Origin of the sequence: Halomonas sp. AOP22-C1-8 (genome assembly GCF_052378905.1) — a bacterium.
GTDB lineage: Bacteria > Pseudomonadota > Gammaproteobacteria > Pseudomonadales > Halomonadaceae > Vreelandella > Vreelandella citrativorans.
Genome location: NZ_JBQSYD010000010.1, coordinates 101,699 through 116,727 on the forward strand (window position 1 = coordinate 101,699; position 15,029 = coordinate 116,727).

At 51.0% G+C, this 15,029-nt stretch carries 17 protein-coding genes; 6 read left to right on the forward strand and 11 right to left on the reverse strand.

What is annotated here, in order from left to right; all coding sequences use genetic code 11:
- Positions 1-3: 3 nt before the first annotated feature.
- From fliP to fliR, 3 genes are read left to right on the forward strand one after another with little or no spacing between them, the layout of a single operon-like run.
- Positions 4-771: a flagellar type III secretion system pore protein FliP gene (fliP, locus tag ACT3TY_RS07705; RefSeq protein ID WP_140398986.1), complete on the forward strand. Its 768-nt coding sequence runs from the start codon at positions 4-6 to the stop codon at positions 769-771.
- Between the two features lie 26 nt (positions 772-797).
- The gene (gene fliQ / locus ACT3TY_RS07710; protein WP_087109097.1) at positions 798-1,067 is read left to right on the forward strand and encodes a flagellar biosynthesis protein FliQ; all 270 of its coding nucleotides are present in this window, start codon (positions 798-800) and stop codon (positions 1,065-1,067) included.
- A 4-nt stretch (positions 1,068-1,071) separates the two neighbouring features.
- Entirely contained in the window at positions 1,072-1,863 is a 792-nt protein-coding gene (gene fliR, locus ACT3TY_RS07715; RefSeq protein WP_444627818.1) for a flagellar biosynthetic protein FliR, read from the forward strand.
- Positions 1,864-1,937: 74 nt separating this feature from the next.
- Here the strand turns inward: fliR and flgL are convergent, their stop codons facing one another.
- The 11 genes from flgL to flgB form a co-directional block, all read right to left on the reverse strand.
- The gene (gene flgL / locus ACT3TY_RS07720) at positions 1,938-3,200 is read right to left on the reverse strand and encodes a flagellar hook-associated protein FlgL (RefSeq protein WP_444627819.1); all 1,263 of its coding nucleotides are present in this window, start codon (positions 3,198-3,200) and stop codon (positions 1,938-1,940) included.
- A gap of 16 nt (positions 3,201-3,216) precedes the next feature.
- Positions 3,217-5,133 carry a flagellar hook-associated protein FlgK gene (gene flgK, locus ACT3TY_RS07725; protein ID WP_444627820.1) on the reverse strand — a complete coding sequence of 639 codons (1,917 nt, stop codon included), beginning with the start codon at positions 5,131-5,133 and terminating at the stop codon, positions 3,217-3,219.
- A 62-nt stretch (positions 5,134-5,195) separates the two neighbouring features.
- Entirely contained in the window at positions 5,196-6,215 is a 1,020-nt protein-coding gene (gene flgJ / locus ACT3TY_RS07730; RefSeq protein ID WP_444627821.1) for a flagellar assembly peptidoglycan hydrolase FlgJ, read from the reverse strand.
- Positions 6,215-7,345: a flagellar basal body P-ring protein FlgI gene (locus tag ACT3TY_RS07735; protein WP_444627822.1), complete on the reverse strand. Its 1,131-nt coding sequence runs from the start codon at positions 7,343-7,345 to the stop codon at positions 6,215-6,217. The genes flgJ and ACT3TY_RS07735 overlap by 1 nt, the downstream gene beginning before the upstream one ends.
- A 46-nt stretch (positions 7,346-7,391) precedes the next feature.
- Positions 7,392-8,081 (reverse strand): flagellar basal body L-ring protein FlgH, encoded by a 690-nt coding sequence (locus ACT3TY_RS07740; RefSeq protein ID WP_087109109.1) that lies wholly within the window; start codon positions 8,079-8,081, stop codon positions 7,392-7,394.
- Positions 8,082-8,106: 25 nt separating this feature from the next.
- Positions 8,107-8,889: a flagellar basal-body rod protein FlgG gene (gene flgG, locus ACT3TY_RS07745; protein ID WP_192527253.1), complete on the reverse strand. Its 783-nt coding sequence runs from the start codon at positions 8,887-8,889 to the stop codon at positions 8,107-8,109.
- A 33-nt stretch (positions 8,890-8,922) separates the two neighbouring features.
- Complete coding sequence (locus ACT3TY_RS07750) at positions 8,923-9,681, reverse strand: flagellar basal body rod protein FlgF (RefSeq protein WP_444627823.1); 759 nt, start codon at positions 9,679-9,681, stop codon at positions 8,923-8,925.
- 31 nt (positions 9,682-9,712) lie between these two features.
- Positions 9,713-11,410, reverse strand: coding sequence for a flagellar hook protein FlgE (locus tag ACT3TY_RS07755; RefSeq protein ID WP_444627824.1), 1,698 nt, complete (start codon positions 11,408-11,410; stop codon positions 9,713-9,715).
- Positions 11,411-11,446: 36 nt separating this feature from the next.
- The gene (locus ACT3TY_RS07760; protein WP_444627825.1) at positions 11,447-12,142 is read right to left on the reverse strand and encodes a flagellar hook assembly protein FlgD; all 696 of its coding nucleotides are present in this window, start codon (positions 12,140-12,142) and stop codon (positions 11,447-11,449) included.
- A 2-nt stretch (positions 12,143-12,144) separates the two neighbouring features.
- The gene (gene flgC / locus ACT3TY_RS07765) at positions 12,145-12,555 is read right to left on the reverse strand and encodes a flagellar basal body rod protein FlgC (protein WP_444627830.1); all 411 of its coding nucleotides are present in this window, start codon (positions 12,553-12,555) and stop codon (positions 12,145-12,147) included.
- A gap of 27 nt (positions 12,556-12,582) precedes the next feature.
- Complete coding sequence (flgB, locus tag ACT3TY_RS07770) at positions 12,583-13,014, reverse strand: flagellar basal body rod protein FlgB (RefSeq protein ID WP_444627826.1); 432 nt, start codon at positions 13,012-13,014, stop codon at positions 12,583-12,585.
- A gap of 81 nt (positions 13,015-13,095) precedes the next feature.
- Between flgB and flgA the strand changes: the two genes are divergently transcribed.
- The 3 genes from flgA to ACT3TY_RS07785 all read left to right on the forward strand — a co-directional run bounded on the left by flgA (position 13,096) and on the right by ACT3TY_RS07785 (position 14,727).
- Positions 13,096-13,914 (forward strand): flagellar basal body P-ring formation chaperone FlgA, encoded by an 819-nt coding sequence (gene flgA / locus ACT3TY_RS07775; protein WP_444627827.1) that lies wholly within the window; start codon positions 13,096-13,098, stop codon positions 13,912-13,914.
- Between the two features lie 85 nt (positions 13,915-13,999).
- On the forward strand, positions 14,000-14,266 hold the full coding sequence (gene flgM / locus ACT3TY_RS07780; RefSeq protein ID WP_444627828.1) for a flagellar biosynthesis anti-sigma factor FlgM: 267 nt from the start codon (positions 14,000-14,002) through the stop codon (positions 14,264-14,266).
- Between the two features lie 11 nt (positions 14,267-14,277).
- Positions 14,278-14,727, forward strand: coding sequence for a flagella synthesis protein FlgN (locus ACT3TY_RS07785; RefSeq protein WP_172117788.1), 450 nt, complete (start codon positions 14,278-14,280; stop codon positions 14,725-14,727).
- Positions 14,728-15,029 lie beyond the last annotated feature (302 nt).

Genomic DNA, 15,029 nt, shown 5'->3' on the forward strand with positions numbered 1-15,029 from the left:
AGGATGCACTCCGTTAGGTCCTACTGGCAGCTTTGGCTGCTGTTTGGCGTTGCTGTCGCACTTTGTATGTTGACTAACCCCGTGCATGCACAACAATTGCCAGGCATTATCTCTCAACCGCTTGAGGATGGCGGTCAGCAGTGGTCGCTATCGCTTCAAACACTGCTGCTTTTAAGCTCGCTGGCGTTCCTGCCAGCGATGCTACTGATGATGACCAGCTTTACACGGATCATTATTGTGCTGAGCCTGCTGCGAACCGCGATGGGCACGCAGGCAACACCACCCAATCAGGTGCTGCTGGGTATCGCGCTGTTCCTAACCTTTTTTATCATGTCACCCGTTCTTTCTCAGGTGTATGACACAGCCTGGCAGCCTCTATCGAACGAGACGATTAATTTTGAAGAGTTTTTGCTGCGTGCCCAGCTACCGTTTCGTGAGTTTATGCTTGCCCAAACGCGGGAGCCTGATTTAGCCCTATTCGTCCGCTTGGCAGACGTAGGACCTTTGCAAGGTCCTGAAGAGCTCCCCATGCGCGTGTTATTGCCTGCCTTTGTCACCAGCGAGCTTAAAACTGCCTTTCAAATCGGTTTTACTATTTTCATTCCCTTTTTGATTATCGACCTGGTGGTCGCCAGCACGTTAATGGCGTTAGGAATGATGATGGTGCCGCCCGTGACGATTTCATTACCGTTCAAATTAATGCTTTTTATACTGGTTGACGGTTGGCAGTTAATCGTTGGCTCACTCGCCCAAAGCTTTTACGTTACCTAGGTGCCGCGCCGCGGCAAGGAGCAAGCATGACCCCTGAGGTGGTAATGAGCATGGCGTATCAAGGCATGCGCGTCACACTATTTCTAGCAGGCCCCATACTGCTGGCGGCGCTTTTTACCGGTTTACTTGTTAGCCTTTTTCAAGCGGCCACGCAAATTAACGAAATGACGCTCACCTTTATCCCTAAAATCCTGGCGGTGTTTGCCGTTCTGGTTTTGGCGGGCCCGTGGTTGATTAGCTTGATTACGGATTTTACGACACGACTGTTTACCAACATTCCCAACATGGTGATGTAGTGCCATGGTGGAAATCACCTTTGCTCAGCTGCAAGGCTGGTTGATAGCTTTTTTATGGCCCTTTGCGCGCATTACAGCGTTTATGGCCGTTTCCCCGCTGTGGGGGCATTCCAGTATCCCTAACCAGGCAAAAGTCGGAATCGCCGCGCTAGTGACCATTGTGATTGCACCGATTCTCCCAGCCATGCCGAATGTCGCCATTATGTCCTGGGCAGGCATAGGGATCATGGTAGAGCAAATAGTGATCGGGCTAGCCATAGGGCTGGTCATGCATATTGTATTTGCGGTTGTTCAGGCGGCAGGTGAATATATTGGCTTACAAATGGGGCTCGCGTTTGCCACGTTCTTTGATGCTTCTAGTGGCACCAACATTATGGTGCTATCACGCATTTTATATATGATCACATTGCTCATGTTTTTAGCGTTTAACGGCCACCTAATGGTGCTTGAAACGCTGATCATGAGTTTTGAGACACTGCCCATCGGGATAGCCGGTTTGAACCCGGGGGCCTTCGACCTACTGGCCCGCTACGCAGGCACTATTTTCGCCGCAGGTATGCTGCTAGCACTACCCGTTGTGGGCGCGTTACTGATTATCAACCTATGTCTCGGTATTCTTAATCGCTCTGCCCCACAGCTCACCGTGTTCAATATTGGCTTTCCCACCTCACTCACCGTCGGGCTAACGCTCTTGATGGTCTTAATGACGCGTATTGACCGTTTTCTACAGGCCCTCTTTAGCCAAGGGCTGGGAATGATGCAAAACCTGATAGAAGCCATGGCTCCTTTAAACTAACAGCGCCTATAAACTAAAAAGCCCTGTTACGGTAAATAACCGTGACAGGGCTAATATCATGCTCTTATCTGTTTTTACATATAGTTAAACAGTGATAACCCCTTCACATCGACAAACGTCTTCTGCGCGGCCTGCATGCCCACTTGGCGCAGGCTATACTCGGAAATAGCCTCCACATAATCCAGATCTACTAGATCCGACAGCGTTTGCGTATAGTTCATCATGCGGTTACTGCCCACCGCATCAATAACGTCCAACTCATTAAGACGTGCGCCTGCAGAGGCACGCACGGTCAGCACGTTATCCAATGCGTTATCCAGTTCGCGCATGGAACTATTCAAGGTATTACGCAGTGCCGCTTTTTCCGCATCCGTTTCAGCAGGATTATCCAGCACGCCAATCGCTGCCTCCAGCGTCTTGAAAAGATCTGCAGGCGACTCTGTTGTTCCTGGGCGGGCCATGGAAATTTCGTCGCCGTCAGCCGGATCCCCTTTAAGAGTAATGCTGATGCCGCCAAACGATAGCTGTTGTCCATCGCCCGTATAATCAAAAGGACCAGTTCCCGTTTCGCCGTCAGGAGTAATCGCCTCACCCTCAGATCCGATGACCGTATAAGTGGAATCATCGCTATCAGGTTCGATACCAGGATCGACGTTGAATTTAATGGTAAATCCCTGCCCATAATCATCATGGGTGACATCGTTAACATTAGGACCCGAAAAGGTCACATTGCCCTCATTTCCCGGCGAAGCTTTCGCCACATAACTGGCACTGCTTGGCACACTTTGGAAAATGGTTTTACCATTTTCAGTGACAGGCATTAACCGGGAGGCATCAACCTGCTGCTCACGGCTATTTGCATCACCGTTGTATTCAACGCTGCCTTCTGCATTTTTAGCAAACGGAGGTGCATTATCCTTGTAACCACCAAATAGATAACGCCCATTACCATCGGTCGCGTTTGCCTGACCGATGAGCGTTTCGTAAACGCCTTTTAATTCACTTGCGGCGGACTCACGATCCTCACTGCTGAGCGTATCGCTGGACGCCTGGATGAGCAGCTCTTTTGCACGGATTACCACATCTTTCACGCTATTAAGAACACTCTCTGTTTGTGCCACTGAATTGCGAGCTGAAATGCGCGAATCCCTATACTGTTCAGTAATAGAAATCGACTGATCAACACCTACCGCACGTGAAGCCGCTTGCGGGTCATCCGAAGGGTTGACTACCCGACGACCACTGGCGAGCTGCTGACTCACCTTTAAGAAATCACTCTGCTGGCGATTCATGGACGCCGTGCTTTGCTCAAACATCGTCACGCTGCTAATACGCATAGCCTAGACTCCTGGATTAACCGCGCAGGTTCAAGATAGTGTCCATAATCGAGCCAGCCGTATCAATAACACGTGCGTTGGCCATATAGTACTGCTGGTAGCGAATCAGATTGGCAGCCTCTTCGTCCAAGTTTACACCAGACTCAGACTGCTGCACCGCACGCAGCTGATCGGTGAGTCCTTGACGCGCGTCCAGGTTAACCTGGGTAATATTAGCGCGGTTACCGACATCGCTCACAATGGAGGCGTAGCCGGAACTCACGGAAGCTGAACCTCCTACCACCGCCTCGCTCTGCAACTTTTGCAAAGCTAATGCGTTACGGTTATCGCCCGAAGCCGCGATAATGTTTTGAGCAACCGTTAATGTCGCCTCTCCATTAGTAGGGAGTGAAGAAAGCGTAAAGCTCATGCCATCAATTTCAACCGTTTCGCCACCTTCCAAAGGATCACTATCCACACCAAACGGTTGATCGTTAACGCGGATCGCTGCTCCTGATGGATTTACCGTTAGCTCACCCTCTGAATCCAGCGTTAACGTATACTCTTTATGGTTAGAGAATGCCCCTGGGGACATCTTCAGGTCGTCTACGTCTAAATCACCCGAGTGTTTGAAAGAAGTAAGAGAACTGCCTTCTTCACCGTCTAATCCTGCATCGCCTGCGGCTATTTTATCCCCGTCTGTAATCGCCACCTTCATATCCTGGCCGGCGCGACGAACAGGCTGAATTTCGAACTTATCGCCATTCTGCGGCGTGCTCTCAAAGGCAACATTAACGCCACCAAAGGACAGCACGTCGCCATCCCATGTGAAGTCCACCTCATCACCACTGTCATTACGCGTCACGCTAAACGCGTCATTGCGATAACTGATGGTGTAGTCTGTAGCGCGTAGCTCATCAATATTATCCGTATCGAATTCAACGGATGCTATTTCAGAGGCATTGCCTTTATAGCTGTATCCTAGCGGCTTACTTAGTTCAAAGAAGTCCCCACCCAATTCGCCATCCAGGTCCACACCCTTTTTATGCTGATCGTTAAAAGCAACCGAGAGCGAAACAGCCAGCTGACCAATCTGGTTCTGCGTTTTATCCAACGTCTCGGAACGAAACGCCATTAGTCCGCCCAGCGTACCGCCTTTTATCGTTGACTCATTTAACTTTACAACGTTACCACTACCATCGCGATAGCCAACGATGGTGCGTTGTGGGTCGTTGTCAGCCTGTACAGCCTCGAGTTTAAAGGAGTCTGTACCCGTCACGAGCGGCTGGCCGTTAGGAAGGCTAATGTTATAGGTTTTACCGTCCTGAATATTCAGGCGTAGATCCATTCGCTCGTTAAGCTCAGAAACCAGATGATCGCGCTGGTTAAGCAGGCTATTAGGCGCATCACCCGTACGCGCACGCGCCAGAGAAATTTCTTTATTCAGCCCCGCAATCTGCTCAAGCGAGTTATTAATTTGGGTAACTTCATCCTTGATTTGGCTATTAATATTGCTCTGCATATCCTGCAGATAGCCATCAAAGGAGCGAAACTGAGCGCTTAATGTACTTGCTGTTCCAAGCACCCCTTGACGAGCAGCCGGGTCAGACGGCGAGCTTGCCAGGTCTTCAAGCGAAGAAAAGAAGCCCTGCATCAGCGGCGCCAAACCAGCGGCTCGGTCGGCCAGCAGGTTATCGATTTGCGAGACCTGATTGTTGTAGGTCTCAAGCGCACTCGATTGCGTCTTCGCGCTATTAAGCTGGTTAGCGACATAGGTATTAAACTGTCGCTCAATGGCATCCACTTTCACACCACCGCCTACATTGCCCTCACCCAGCTGAGTGAGTTCACGGTTGTAGCCCGGCGTGTAAACATTGCTGATGTTATTACTGGTGGTGTTTAAGGCATTCTGGGCAGCATTAAGGCCGCTTAAGCCAACAGAAAACATGCTCATGGTTGATATCCTTAGGCCGATACCTAATATATCGGCAGCACCCTAAAAAACTTAAGCCCTACCTAGCGCGAATCCGCCAGATAGGTGCTCTCTGTTGTTAGCGACCCCATGGTATTCATAACGGCTATCAGCTTTTGGGCGTAGCGCGGGTCTGTGGCATAGCCTCCTCGCTGCAACGCATGCGCGGCCTGCTCGGCACTGGATGCCTGCACCACCGCTGCGTAACGCGAATTTTTGCCGATCAGGTTGGCATAATCGGTAAGCGAATGCTCAAACGAATCATAGACACGGAACGTATCAACCACCTGTGTGCGGCGCCCGTTAATATATTCATGCGTCACAATATCGGTGGTTTTACCCTGCCAATGGCTACCCGCTTTAATCCCGAACAGGTTATGGCTGTTGCCTCCCTGACGGGTGGCTATTTCATGCTGCCCCCAGCCGGTTTCCAGGGCTGCCTGTGCTAATATCAACTCGGCGGGAACACCGCTTGCCTTACTGGCAGCTTGCGCGGGAATCGCCAATTTATTGATAAAGCGCTGCACATGCTCTGGCGCGTTGTTATTAGCGCCAGACATGCCAAGTGATGCCTGCTCACCAACGTCAGCACGCTTGCGTATCGCATCCAGCTCTGACAGAAAGCGACCGCTTCCCGGAGAGTTAGAAGGGTGCTCTCCTTGCGGCTGTATGGCGCCATCCAGCACACGTGGAGTGCCGCGTGGAATACCGGCAATGAGCGCTTGTAGTTCTTGGTCGGCTACATTTTCTTCGCCCACCACACCTTGGCGCTGAAGCTGCTCGACCAGTACATCCGCCAGGCCTATTCCTTTGGATGCAATGACCTGCGACCACTGCTGGTCCAGCATCTGCTGATAGGTATCAGTCGTCGTGCTACTCATCAGATCTGAAGAGGGAATAGCGTCACGCATGCTCTTCATCATCATATGCACAAAGAGCGCTTCAAACTGTTGGGCGGCTGAGTCTACTCCCGCTTCCGGGTCGACGCGCGCCGTATGCTGCAATCGCTGAAAACCCTGAACGTCTAACGCAAACTGGCCGGTCATATCATTAGAGACGCTCATTAAATCACCTCCAGCTCGGCACGCAGCGACCCAGACGCTTTTAGCGCCTCAAGAATCGTCATCAAATCCTGAGGTGTCGCCCCCAAGGCATTCAGCGCATTAACCACGTCCGTAAGCTGAGCACCCTCTACGATTTGTAGATACGCTTCCTGCTGCTCAATATCGATGTCCGTATCCGGTACCACAACGGTTTGGCCCTGACTAAACGGGCCTGGCTGGCTCACACCCAGGTTTCTATCGATGGTGATTGATAGGCTCCCGTGGGCGACTGCCGCTTGGCGTAACGTCACAGCACTGTTCATTACCACGGAACCAGTACGCGAATTTAATACCACTCTGGCCGGCGCTTCGGTGGGCGTTACCTGAACGTTCTCTACGCGTGCCATAAAGTTGACCCGCGCGTTAGCATCGACTGGGCCATCCAGCGCAATGACACGCCCATTACGGGCATAGGCCACCGATTGGCCAAATTCGTTATTAATTGCGGTCACCATACGCTGCACAGTACCGAAGTCCACTTCATTTAATTGCAGCTCAAGCATCCCGCCGTTGCCGCCCAGATTAAGTGCTACTTCACGCTCAACCAGGGCGCCGCCGGGGATACGACCCGCTGCCTGCTGGTTAATCTGTACGCTGCTACCGCCTGCCTGGGCGCCCGCACCGCCTACCAGCATATTGCCTTGAGCAATCGCGTAGATATCGCCATCCGCACCTTTTAACGGTGTCATCAATAGCGTCCCCCCGCGTAGGCTACGCGCGTTGGCAATAGATGAAACCACAATATCCACACGCTGACCTGGACGCGCAAAAGGCGGTAAATCTGCGGTCACCATTACCGCCGCTACGTTACGTAGCTGCATATTGGTGCCTGGTGGAATAGTCACGCCGAGCTGAGACAGCATGTTGGAGAGGCTTTGGCTGGTAAAGGGGGCCTGGGTTGTTTGGTCACCCGTGTTATCCAGCCCGACCACCAAACCATAGCCCACCAATTGGTTATCGCGCACGCCTGCAAAACTGGCTAGCTCAATCACGCGCTCGGCATAAACGGGTAACGCAAGTAGGCACATAAGTAGCAGAGCACCCAGTTGCGCCAGCCGCATTTTAATTAATCGAAAACCGTTTAGCTGCATGACGATCACTCTAGGCCACTAAGTTGTTTAGCCATTCCAGGTACCATTAGAAGGGCGAAATATTCAAGAAAAAGCGCTGCAGCCACCCCATGTGCTGAGCTTCATTAATATAGCCATCCCCCACATACTCTATCCGCGCATCCGCTACTTGCGTGGAGGGCACCGTATTCTGGGTGGTAATCGTACGTGGATTCACGACGCCTGAAAAACGTATGAACTCGGTCCCTTGGTTAATGCCGATCTGCTTTTCGCCCCTAACGCGCAAGTTACCGTTATTCATGACTTCTAAAACCGAGACGGTAATAGTGCCGGTAAACGAGTTGTTCGCTTGCGCACCGCCGCCGCCATTAAAATCGCTGGCCCCGGCAATATCGAAACCATATTCAGCCAGGGTGTCGAGTACATCAGGCAACTGGGCAAGATCCAACGATGCGCTGCCGTTGCGCGACGCATTTGTACGCGCATTTTTGCTGGCGCTTACCTGCTCATCCAACACTATGGTGAGGATATCCCCCATTGCTCTTGGTCGACGGTCTTCAAACAGCGGCTGATAGCCTTGCCGGGCTTGGTAAATTGAGCCATTGGGAATAGGCGGTGGGCGATCCACAATTTCAATCTGCTCTTGTTCACCCACTACTGAGGCGCGGGGTATCTGGGCACAGCCGGCCGCCAGTAAGGTAAAAAACAGCAAAGCAATAACGCTTAGCCGACGGCTAACATGGTAAAAATCCCGCATGGTTCAATAAACCTCAACGCGCTCTTTATAGCTGGCTCAAACGTGCCAACATTTCATCGCTGGTAGATACGGCTTTGCTGTTAATCTCATACGCGCGCTGGGTTTGGATCATGCTAACCATCTCTTCCACAACGTTCACGTTCGAGGTCTCGACGTAGCCTTGGAACAAGCGCCCGGCACCGTTAATACCCGGTATATTTTCATTGGGAGCACCGGAGGCACCGGTTTCCAAGTAAAGGTTTCCACCTATGCTTTCTAAACCAGCGGGATTAATAAACGATGTCAGCGTGACTTGGCCAATATCGTTGTCTATCGCAACGCCTGGCTGACGAACACTTACCGTACCATCTTCAGCGATAGTCACAGCCAAGGCATTTTCCGGCACAAAAATAGCTGGCTCCAGCGGGTAGCCGTTCGCCGTTACCATCTGACCATTTTCGTTGAGCTGGAAGCTTCCGTCCCGGGTATAGCCACTCGTACCATCAGGCAACAACACTTGGAAAAAACCTTCACCGTTGATGGCAAGGTCACGTGAGTTTTCGGTTTGCTCCAGGCCACCTTGAGTATGTAAACGCTCGGTTGCCACGGCGCGAACGCCGGTACCGACCTGCATACCTGAAGGCAGTCGGTCCTGGATATTGTTCTGTGCACCTGGCTGGCGCATATTCTGGTACAACAAATCTTCAAACACGGGGCGCGAACGCTTAAAACCATTGGTACTAACGTTGGCCAGGTTATTGGATATAACATCCAATTTCGTTTGCTGAGACTCAAGCCCTGTTTTAGCAGTCCACAAAGAAGTAATCATGAGTGTTCGTGTTCCCTTGTTAGGCGGCTGCTATCAGCCCTGAATAGAGAGCATGCTGTTGGCCCGCTGAGCATTCTCATCAACGGTGCTGAGCACTTTCATTTGCATATCGTAACGTCGCGCGACATCAATCATCGCGACCATGGCATCCACCGCGCTGACATTACTGCCTTCAAGCGCACCGCTGACCAAGCGAGCATCCTCGTTTGCTGGCAGCACGCCAGGTGCTCCCACGTCATTGAGCGGAGCACGAAATAAGCCATCGTCACCGCGTGTCAGAGCCTGCTCGTCAGGCGTTACCAATTTGATCCGGCCAACATCAACGAGCGCTTCTGGGCCCTCGCCTTCAGGAATAGCGCTGATCGTACCGTCAGCGCCGATGGATACCTGCGCTCCTTGAGGCACCGCAATAGGACCACCATCGCCCATCACTGGACGCCCTACGTTTAGCAGGACGCCATCACTATCCAGTTGCAGGTCGCCACGGCGTGTGTAGGTTTCCGTACCGTCATCGGCTAACACCGCCATCCAGGCATCACCCTGCATCGCGATATCCAGCGCACGTCCGGTAAACTCAACCGGCCCTTGTGAAAAATCACTTCCCGGCGTGGTGGTCATGACTGACGTACGCGTTGCCAATAACGCTTCACCCTGAACAGGCACCGAGCGCGCAGCCTGAAGCTGCGCACGAAAGCCCGTAGTGGTTACATTCGCCAGGTTATTGCTCACCACCGACTGCTGATCCATGGCGTTTTTGGCACCGCTCATGGCGGTATATAGCATCCGATCCAAGTGACTTACTCCTTACCAAAAGGACCCATTATTAAAGGTTAATAATGGTTTGCAGGAGTTCATCCTGGGTGCTGATGGTTTGCGAGTTGGCCTGGTAGGCGCGCTGAGCGACGATCATGCTCACCAGCTCTTGAGCCATATCGACGTTAGAGGTTTCCGTTGCGCTGGCTTGTATTAAGCCTCGCATTCCTGTCCCTGGAGCGCCCACCAGTTCCTGACCAGAGGAGGCTGTGGCCGTCCAAAGGTTATCGCCGCCAGGCTTCAACCCTTCTGGATTACGAAAACTCGCCATAGCTACTTGGCCCGCAGCAAGCGATTGCTCATTAGAGTAATTGCGCATAATGGTGCCATCATCCTGGATAGTAATGCCGACCAAGGCACCAGACGTGTAGCCATCCTGCGTTACATCAGTTGCAGTAGAGTCATTACCGAATTGCGTAGTGCCGCCAAGATCATAATTAAAGGCAAGTGGCGAGGCAGCACCGCTATTGATATTTAGAGAGATTTGAGTTTGGCTGTCCTGGCGCGGCAAATTATTAAATTCTGCTGCTAATGCTGTCTGATCAGTTGCTAACGCAGTTCTGTTCGTCTCATACGTCGCGACATCTGTTGCAATGTCGCTTGACAGAGTACCTAGCTGATTGTCGAATTCAGCACTATCAAAACCAGCAACATTGTTAGCAGCAGTACTTGCAGTTGAAATAGGAGCGAAGATATTAGAAAAATCAGTCATTAGGCCGCCGTTAGCGACAGCTGACTCATATGTAGTGAGCTGTAATTCAACATCCTCGATAGCATCTTGCAACGCGATTATATCGGGCTCAGTATCGTCTACATCACCAGAAGAGATAAGCCCAGAAAGATAGGCTTTTGCTTCATCTAACTGACTTCGAACGCTTGTGAGCTGTGTATTGAGAGTTGTTTGATTTCCATCAAAAGTAGCTTGGGCGCTACTCAGGTTAGCTTGAGCCTTCAAGTACTGGTCCGTAACCTCTCGCACTGATGTAAGCACACCATTTTGATTAAACTCTACGAGAAAATTGTTCTCTTCGTTATATTCATTACCGGAAACTACTTTAGCTTCCCAGACATTCTGATTACTACCGTCTGGGCTTCCAACTTTTTCGTAATAAACGTTGATATTAAATGGGTTGCCTAATGAATCGTAGACCGTAAAGTTAGTTGTGAAGTGGTAGTCAATCTCGTTTTCGCCAACTGTAATTGTATTAAGCCCTTCTCCTACTTGTTCACGAGAGTCCAGGTTAAGAACGTTTTCGACAGCGGTTGTTGATTTTGCTGGCAACGCGTCCGAATCCACCGTTAGCCCAACAGCCTGGCCACCCGCCTGCACGTTACCATTAGCATCAGCTGCATAGCCCATGATTTGCGCACCCTGAGCGTTTACCAAGCGGCCATCGGCTGTCATCGTAAGCTGACCGTTACGCGAGTAGCCTACTTCTCCGTTAGGCTGCTGAAAGCGGAAGAATCCTTCCCCTGAAATGGCCAAGTCCATATTACGTGATGAAGACTCAACATTGCCTTGGGTAAAATCTTGCAATACGGCAGATGTGCGTACACCAAGCCCTATGCGTGATTCAGCAAATACGTCAGCAAATTGTACATTTGAACTTTTAAAACCGACTGTCTGCGAGTTAGCAATGTTGTTACCGATAGCGCCTAATTTCTCACGCTGAGCGTTCAGACCACTAAGTGCTTGTGAAAAGCTCATGATGTTCCCCTGAAAAAGATATTGTTTAGCGAATAGTCAAAGAATTTGTTTAACGTCATTCAGGCTGATTTGGCCATAAATAGCGCCTAAATCCAGCCGCACGCTTCCACTACCGTCGTTAGGCGTCACGCGGTTGACCACCGCATACTGCAAGGCTGTGGATTCAACTCTTTCACCTTCAGCGTCGGCCGCCTCTAGTTGAATCGAATACCGACCACTGGCAGCGGCTGCCCCTTGGTCACTCAATCCAGGCCAATCAAATGAGTGAACGCCGGCATCTAGAGGGCCTAGATCGTCGTAAGTTTTGATGACTTGACCACCTTCACCAACAATCGTCGCCTTAACGCTCTTCGCTGGTTCTGCCAACTCTATCCCAAAGGGTGTTGTATACAATTTCCCTTCGTTATCTTGCTCCAGCAACACATCCTTACCGGGCACCATGATGCCTTTACCAATTAGACCGCTCGCCTGTAACGCCTGATTGGCATCCATTTGGCTGGTAATGCCTTCAAGTGTGCTATTCAGCTCTTCGATACCGCTAACAGTATTGATCTGTGCCAGCTGGGACGTCATTTCCGCGTTTTCCATCGGATTTAGCGGGTCCTGGTTCTGCAGCTGGGTGATCAGCAACGTCATAAAGCTATTGCGAAGCTCGTCTGACTGGCGAGCCGATAGACCGTTGGAGCCACCACTATTCACAGCGTTAACGACATTTGCATCGATAGTACTCATGCTTATCCCTCACCCAGTGACAGCGTCTGCATCATCATCTGTTTTGTGGTATTGAATACCTCTACGTTCGCCTGATAAGAGCGGGACGCGGAAATCATATTCACCATTTCATGCACAGGCTCTACATTGGGCTTGGCCACATAGCCCTCTTCATCAGCTGCGGGATGATTGGGCATGTATTCCAGACGCAGCGGTGAGTCGTCTTCCACAATGTCGGAGACTCTCACGCCACCAATACCAAAACGGGTGTTTTGTGCCTGCGCTTCAAACAGCACGTGTTTCGCGCGGTACGTTTCACCATCCGGGCCGGCAATACTATCGGCGTTGGCCATATTGCTGGCAGTGACATTCATCCGCTGGGATTGAGCGCTCATGGCAGAGCCAGCAACATCAAACGCTGAAAACATCGACATCATTTATCTCCTACGCAGTTTGCTGGCCTACTCAGGCTGCATTGCATTTTTTAGACCCTGGATACGGCGATTCATGATCGTAAGCGCCGCTTGGTAACGCACGGCATTATCAGCAAACTGAGTACGCTCGCGATCCATCTCAACCGTATTGCCGTCCAGACTCGGCTGGGAAGGAATTCGGTACAGTAACGCCGCATTACCGGCGCCTTGCCAGGCAGGCCCGGCACCGGCTAAATGCTGCCCAGACGTCCGGGCGAGCGTTAATCCCCCTTGGCTGCCCTGTTGTGAAACACCACCGTCAACGGCTTTTTTAAGCTCGTTGGCAAAATCAATGTCCCGCGCCTTATAATTTGGCGTGTCGGCATTCGCAATATTAGCGGCCAGCACTTCATGACGCGCTTGACGCAAGCCTAATGCCTGCTGGTGGTAGTTAAAGGCAGATTCTAGTTGATCAAGCATGCCGCGCCCTCGCTCGCCGGGAGGCAAAAAAATTAAATTTATCGATGGTGAAGAATACGCTTACGGCTGTCAGCCCAAAGCATGGAACAGCTAGCGTTTACACCAGCATTTCGTCTGTTTCATCTACTTCTTTTTCGCTACACTTACTGGCTAAATCTCGTTATCCCTCGCCTGCTGAGCTGCCCCGCCATGTCACATCCGCTGCACATAAAACGTTGCTTCTCAGCACTGCTCACGCGCTATTTTTCACTGGTGGCCTGTTTGGCGTGTTTCTCAAGCGCACAGGCAGACGATGCGCTCATGCAGCAAGTGCATCAGTTTTTGTATCAACAAACGCAGCCTCTAGGAGAGGAGGTGGTCATTGATGTGCGCCCTCCTTCTCCTCACTTACCGCCCTGCGTTCAGCCGGAACCTTTTTTGCCCAATGCGGGTCAATCACCGTTAGGGCGCGTTTCGGTAGGTGTTCGCTGCGGTGAAACACATCAGCAAGTACGTTATTTGCAGGCCCAAATTGATGTTATTGGCAGCTACTGGGTAGCCCAGCACGATATTAATCGCGGTACGCTGATTACCCCTGATATGCTCGTTGAGCAAAGTGGTAATTTGGGGGAGCTTTCGTCGCAGGCCCTAACCAATGAAGAAGAAATTGTTGGCAAGGTTGCTCAGCGGCAGATTCGAAGTGGCAGTACCTTTTTAACCCACTTCTTACAAACGCCTTCGGTTGTTGAGCGCGGTCAGCGGGTTACGGTCATCGCTCAAGGCAATGCTTTTCGCGTTTCACGCGAGGGAGAAGTGCTGGAAAGCGGAGGGGTAGGAGACCAGGTTCGCGTGCGCTTTGATACCCGTGAAATAGTAACGGTACGAATTAATGAACAAGGCATTTTAGTGGTGGATTTTTAGATCTGGTCTAAAGTTTTAGCCACCAGGGCCGATAGTTGTTATCACTGACGCCGAATACACAGACGTTGACCATAAGGCACACAACGTGAACATTGATAACCTCAATTCATTGTTACGCTCGAACCAAGCGCAGCAACGTGATGAAACACAAAAGACGGGCGGACCCAAGGCGGCTGAAGTCGCTGGCCAAACGCGTGAATCTACTCAGCTTAGCCATTCTCATTTCGATGATACGCAGGATATCGATATGGCAAAAGTTCAAGAGATTCGCGATGCCATTCGTGAGGGCCGTCTTGAAATTCGAGCTGACCGTATTGCAGATGGCTTGATTGCCAATCTTTCAGAGTTATAAGGTAGCGTACTATGAGCCTTGCCCATTTGCTTTCCGACCAGCAGCAGCGTATTGATGAGCTAGTGGCGCTATTATCGAGTGAGCAAACACTCTTAACGCAGGGTGACATTGACGGAAAAGCGCTGGCCGATACAGCAGAAGGTAAACAAGCGCTGCTGGCCGATATAGAGCGCATTGAAACGCTACGCCGCAATGTTCAAAAGCGACTTGGCTATGAAGACAACGCCAATGGGGCACGCTTGGCTGCTCGTGATGCTGGCTGTCAAACGGCTTGGGAAACGCTACTCGAAAAGAGCGAGCGTGTTGCGCGTATGAACGAACTAACCGGTCAAATGCTGTCGGTACGCATGAAGCACAATCAAGAAATGCTGGACTATATACGCCAAATTGCGGAAAAAACACTCTATAAACCTGATGGGCGTAATAGCGCGCAGTCAGGAAGAATCAACGCATCCGCTTAGTTTATCCCCTTTAGATAAGTATCCCTTCTACAACTTCAATAAAAGCCTACCTTTTTATTACTGGCTCAGTTGTCCGAACGTTATACCGCTCCAATTGCCAGGGCCAACGGCAGCACCGGTCATGCCGTAATGAATGGGCTTTTAGCCTCAACCGCACCACGCTTGTTAACGGTTAACTGCGTAACCTCCCCCCATCTAGGCGCTCATGCACGTAAATGCTTTCACGCCTGCCGATACTGGTAGCTTTTTAGGATTAGGAAAGAAAATCTATTGAATAGTGATGGGTTCTACTTTTCTTACAC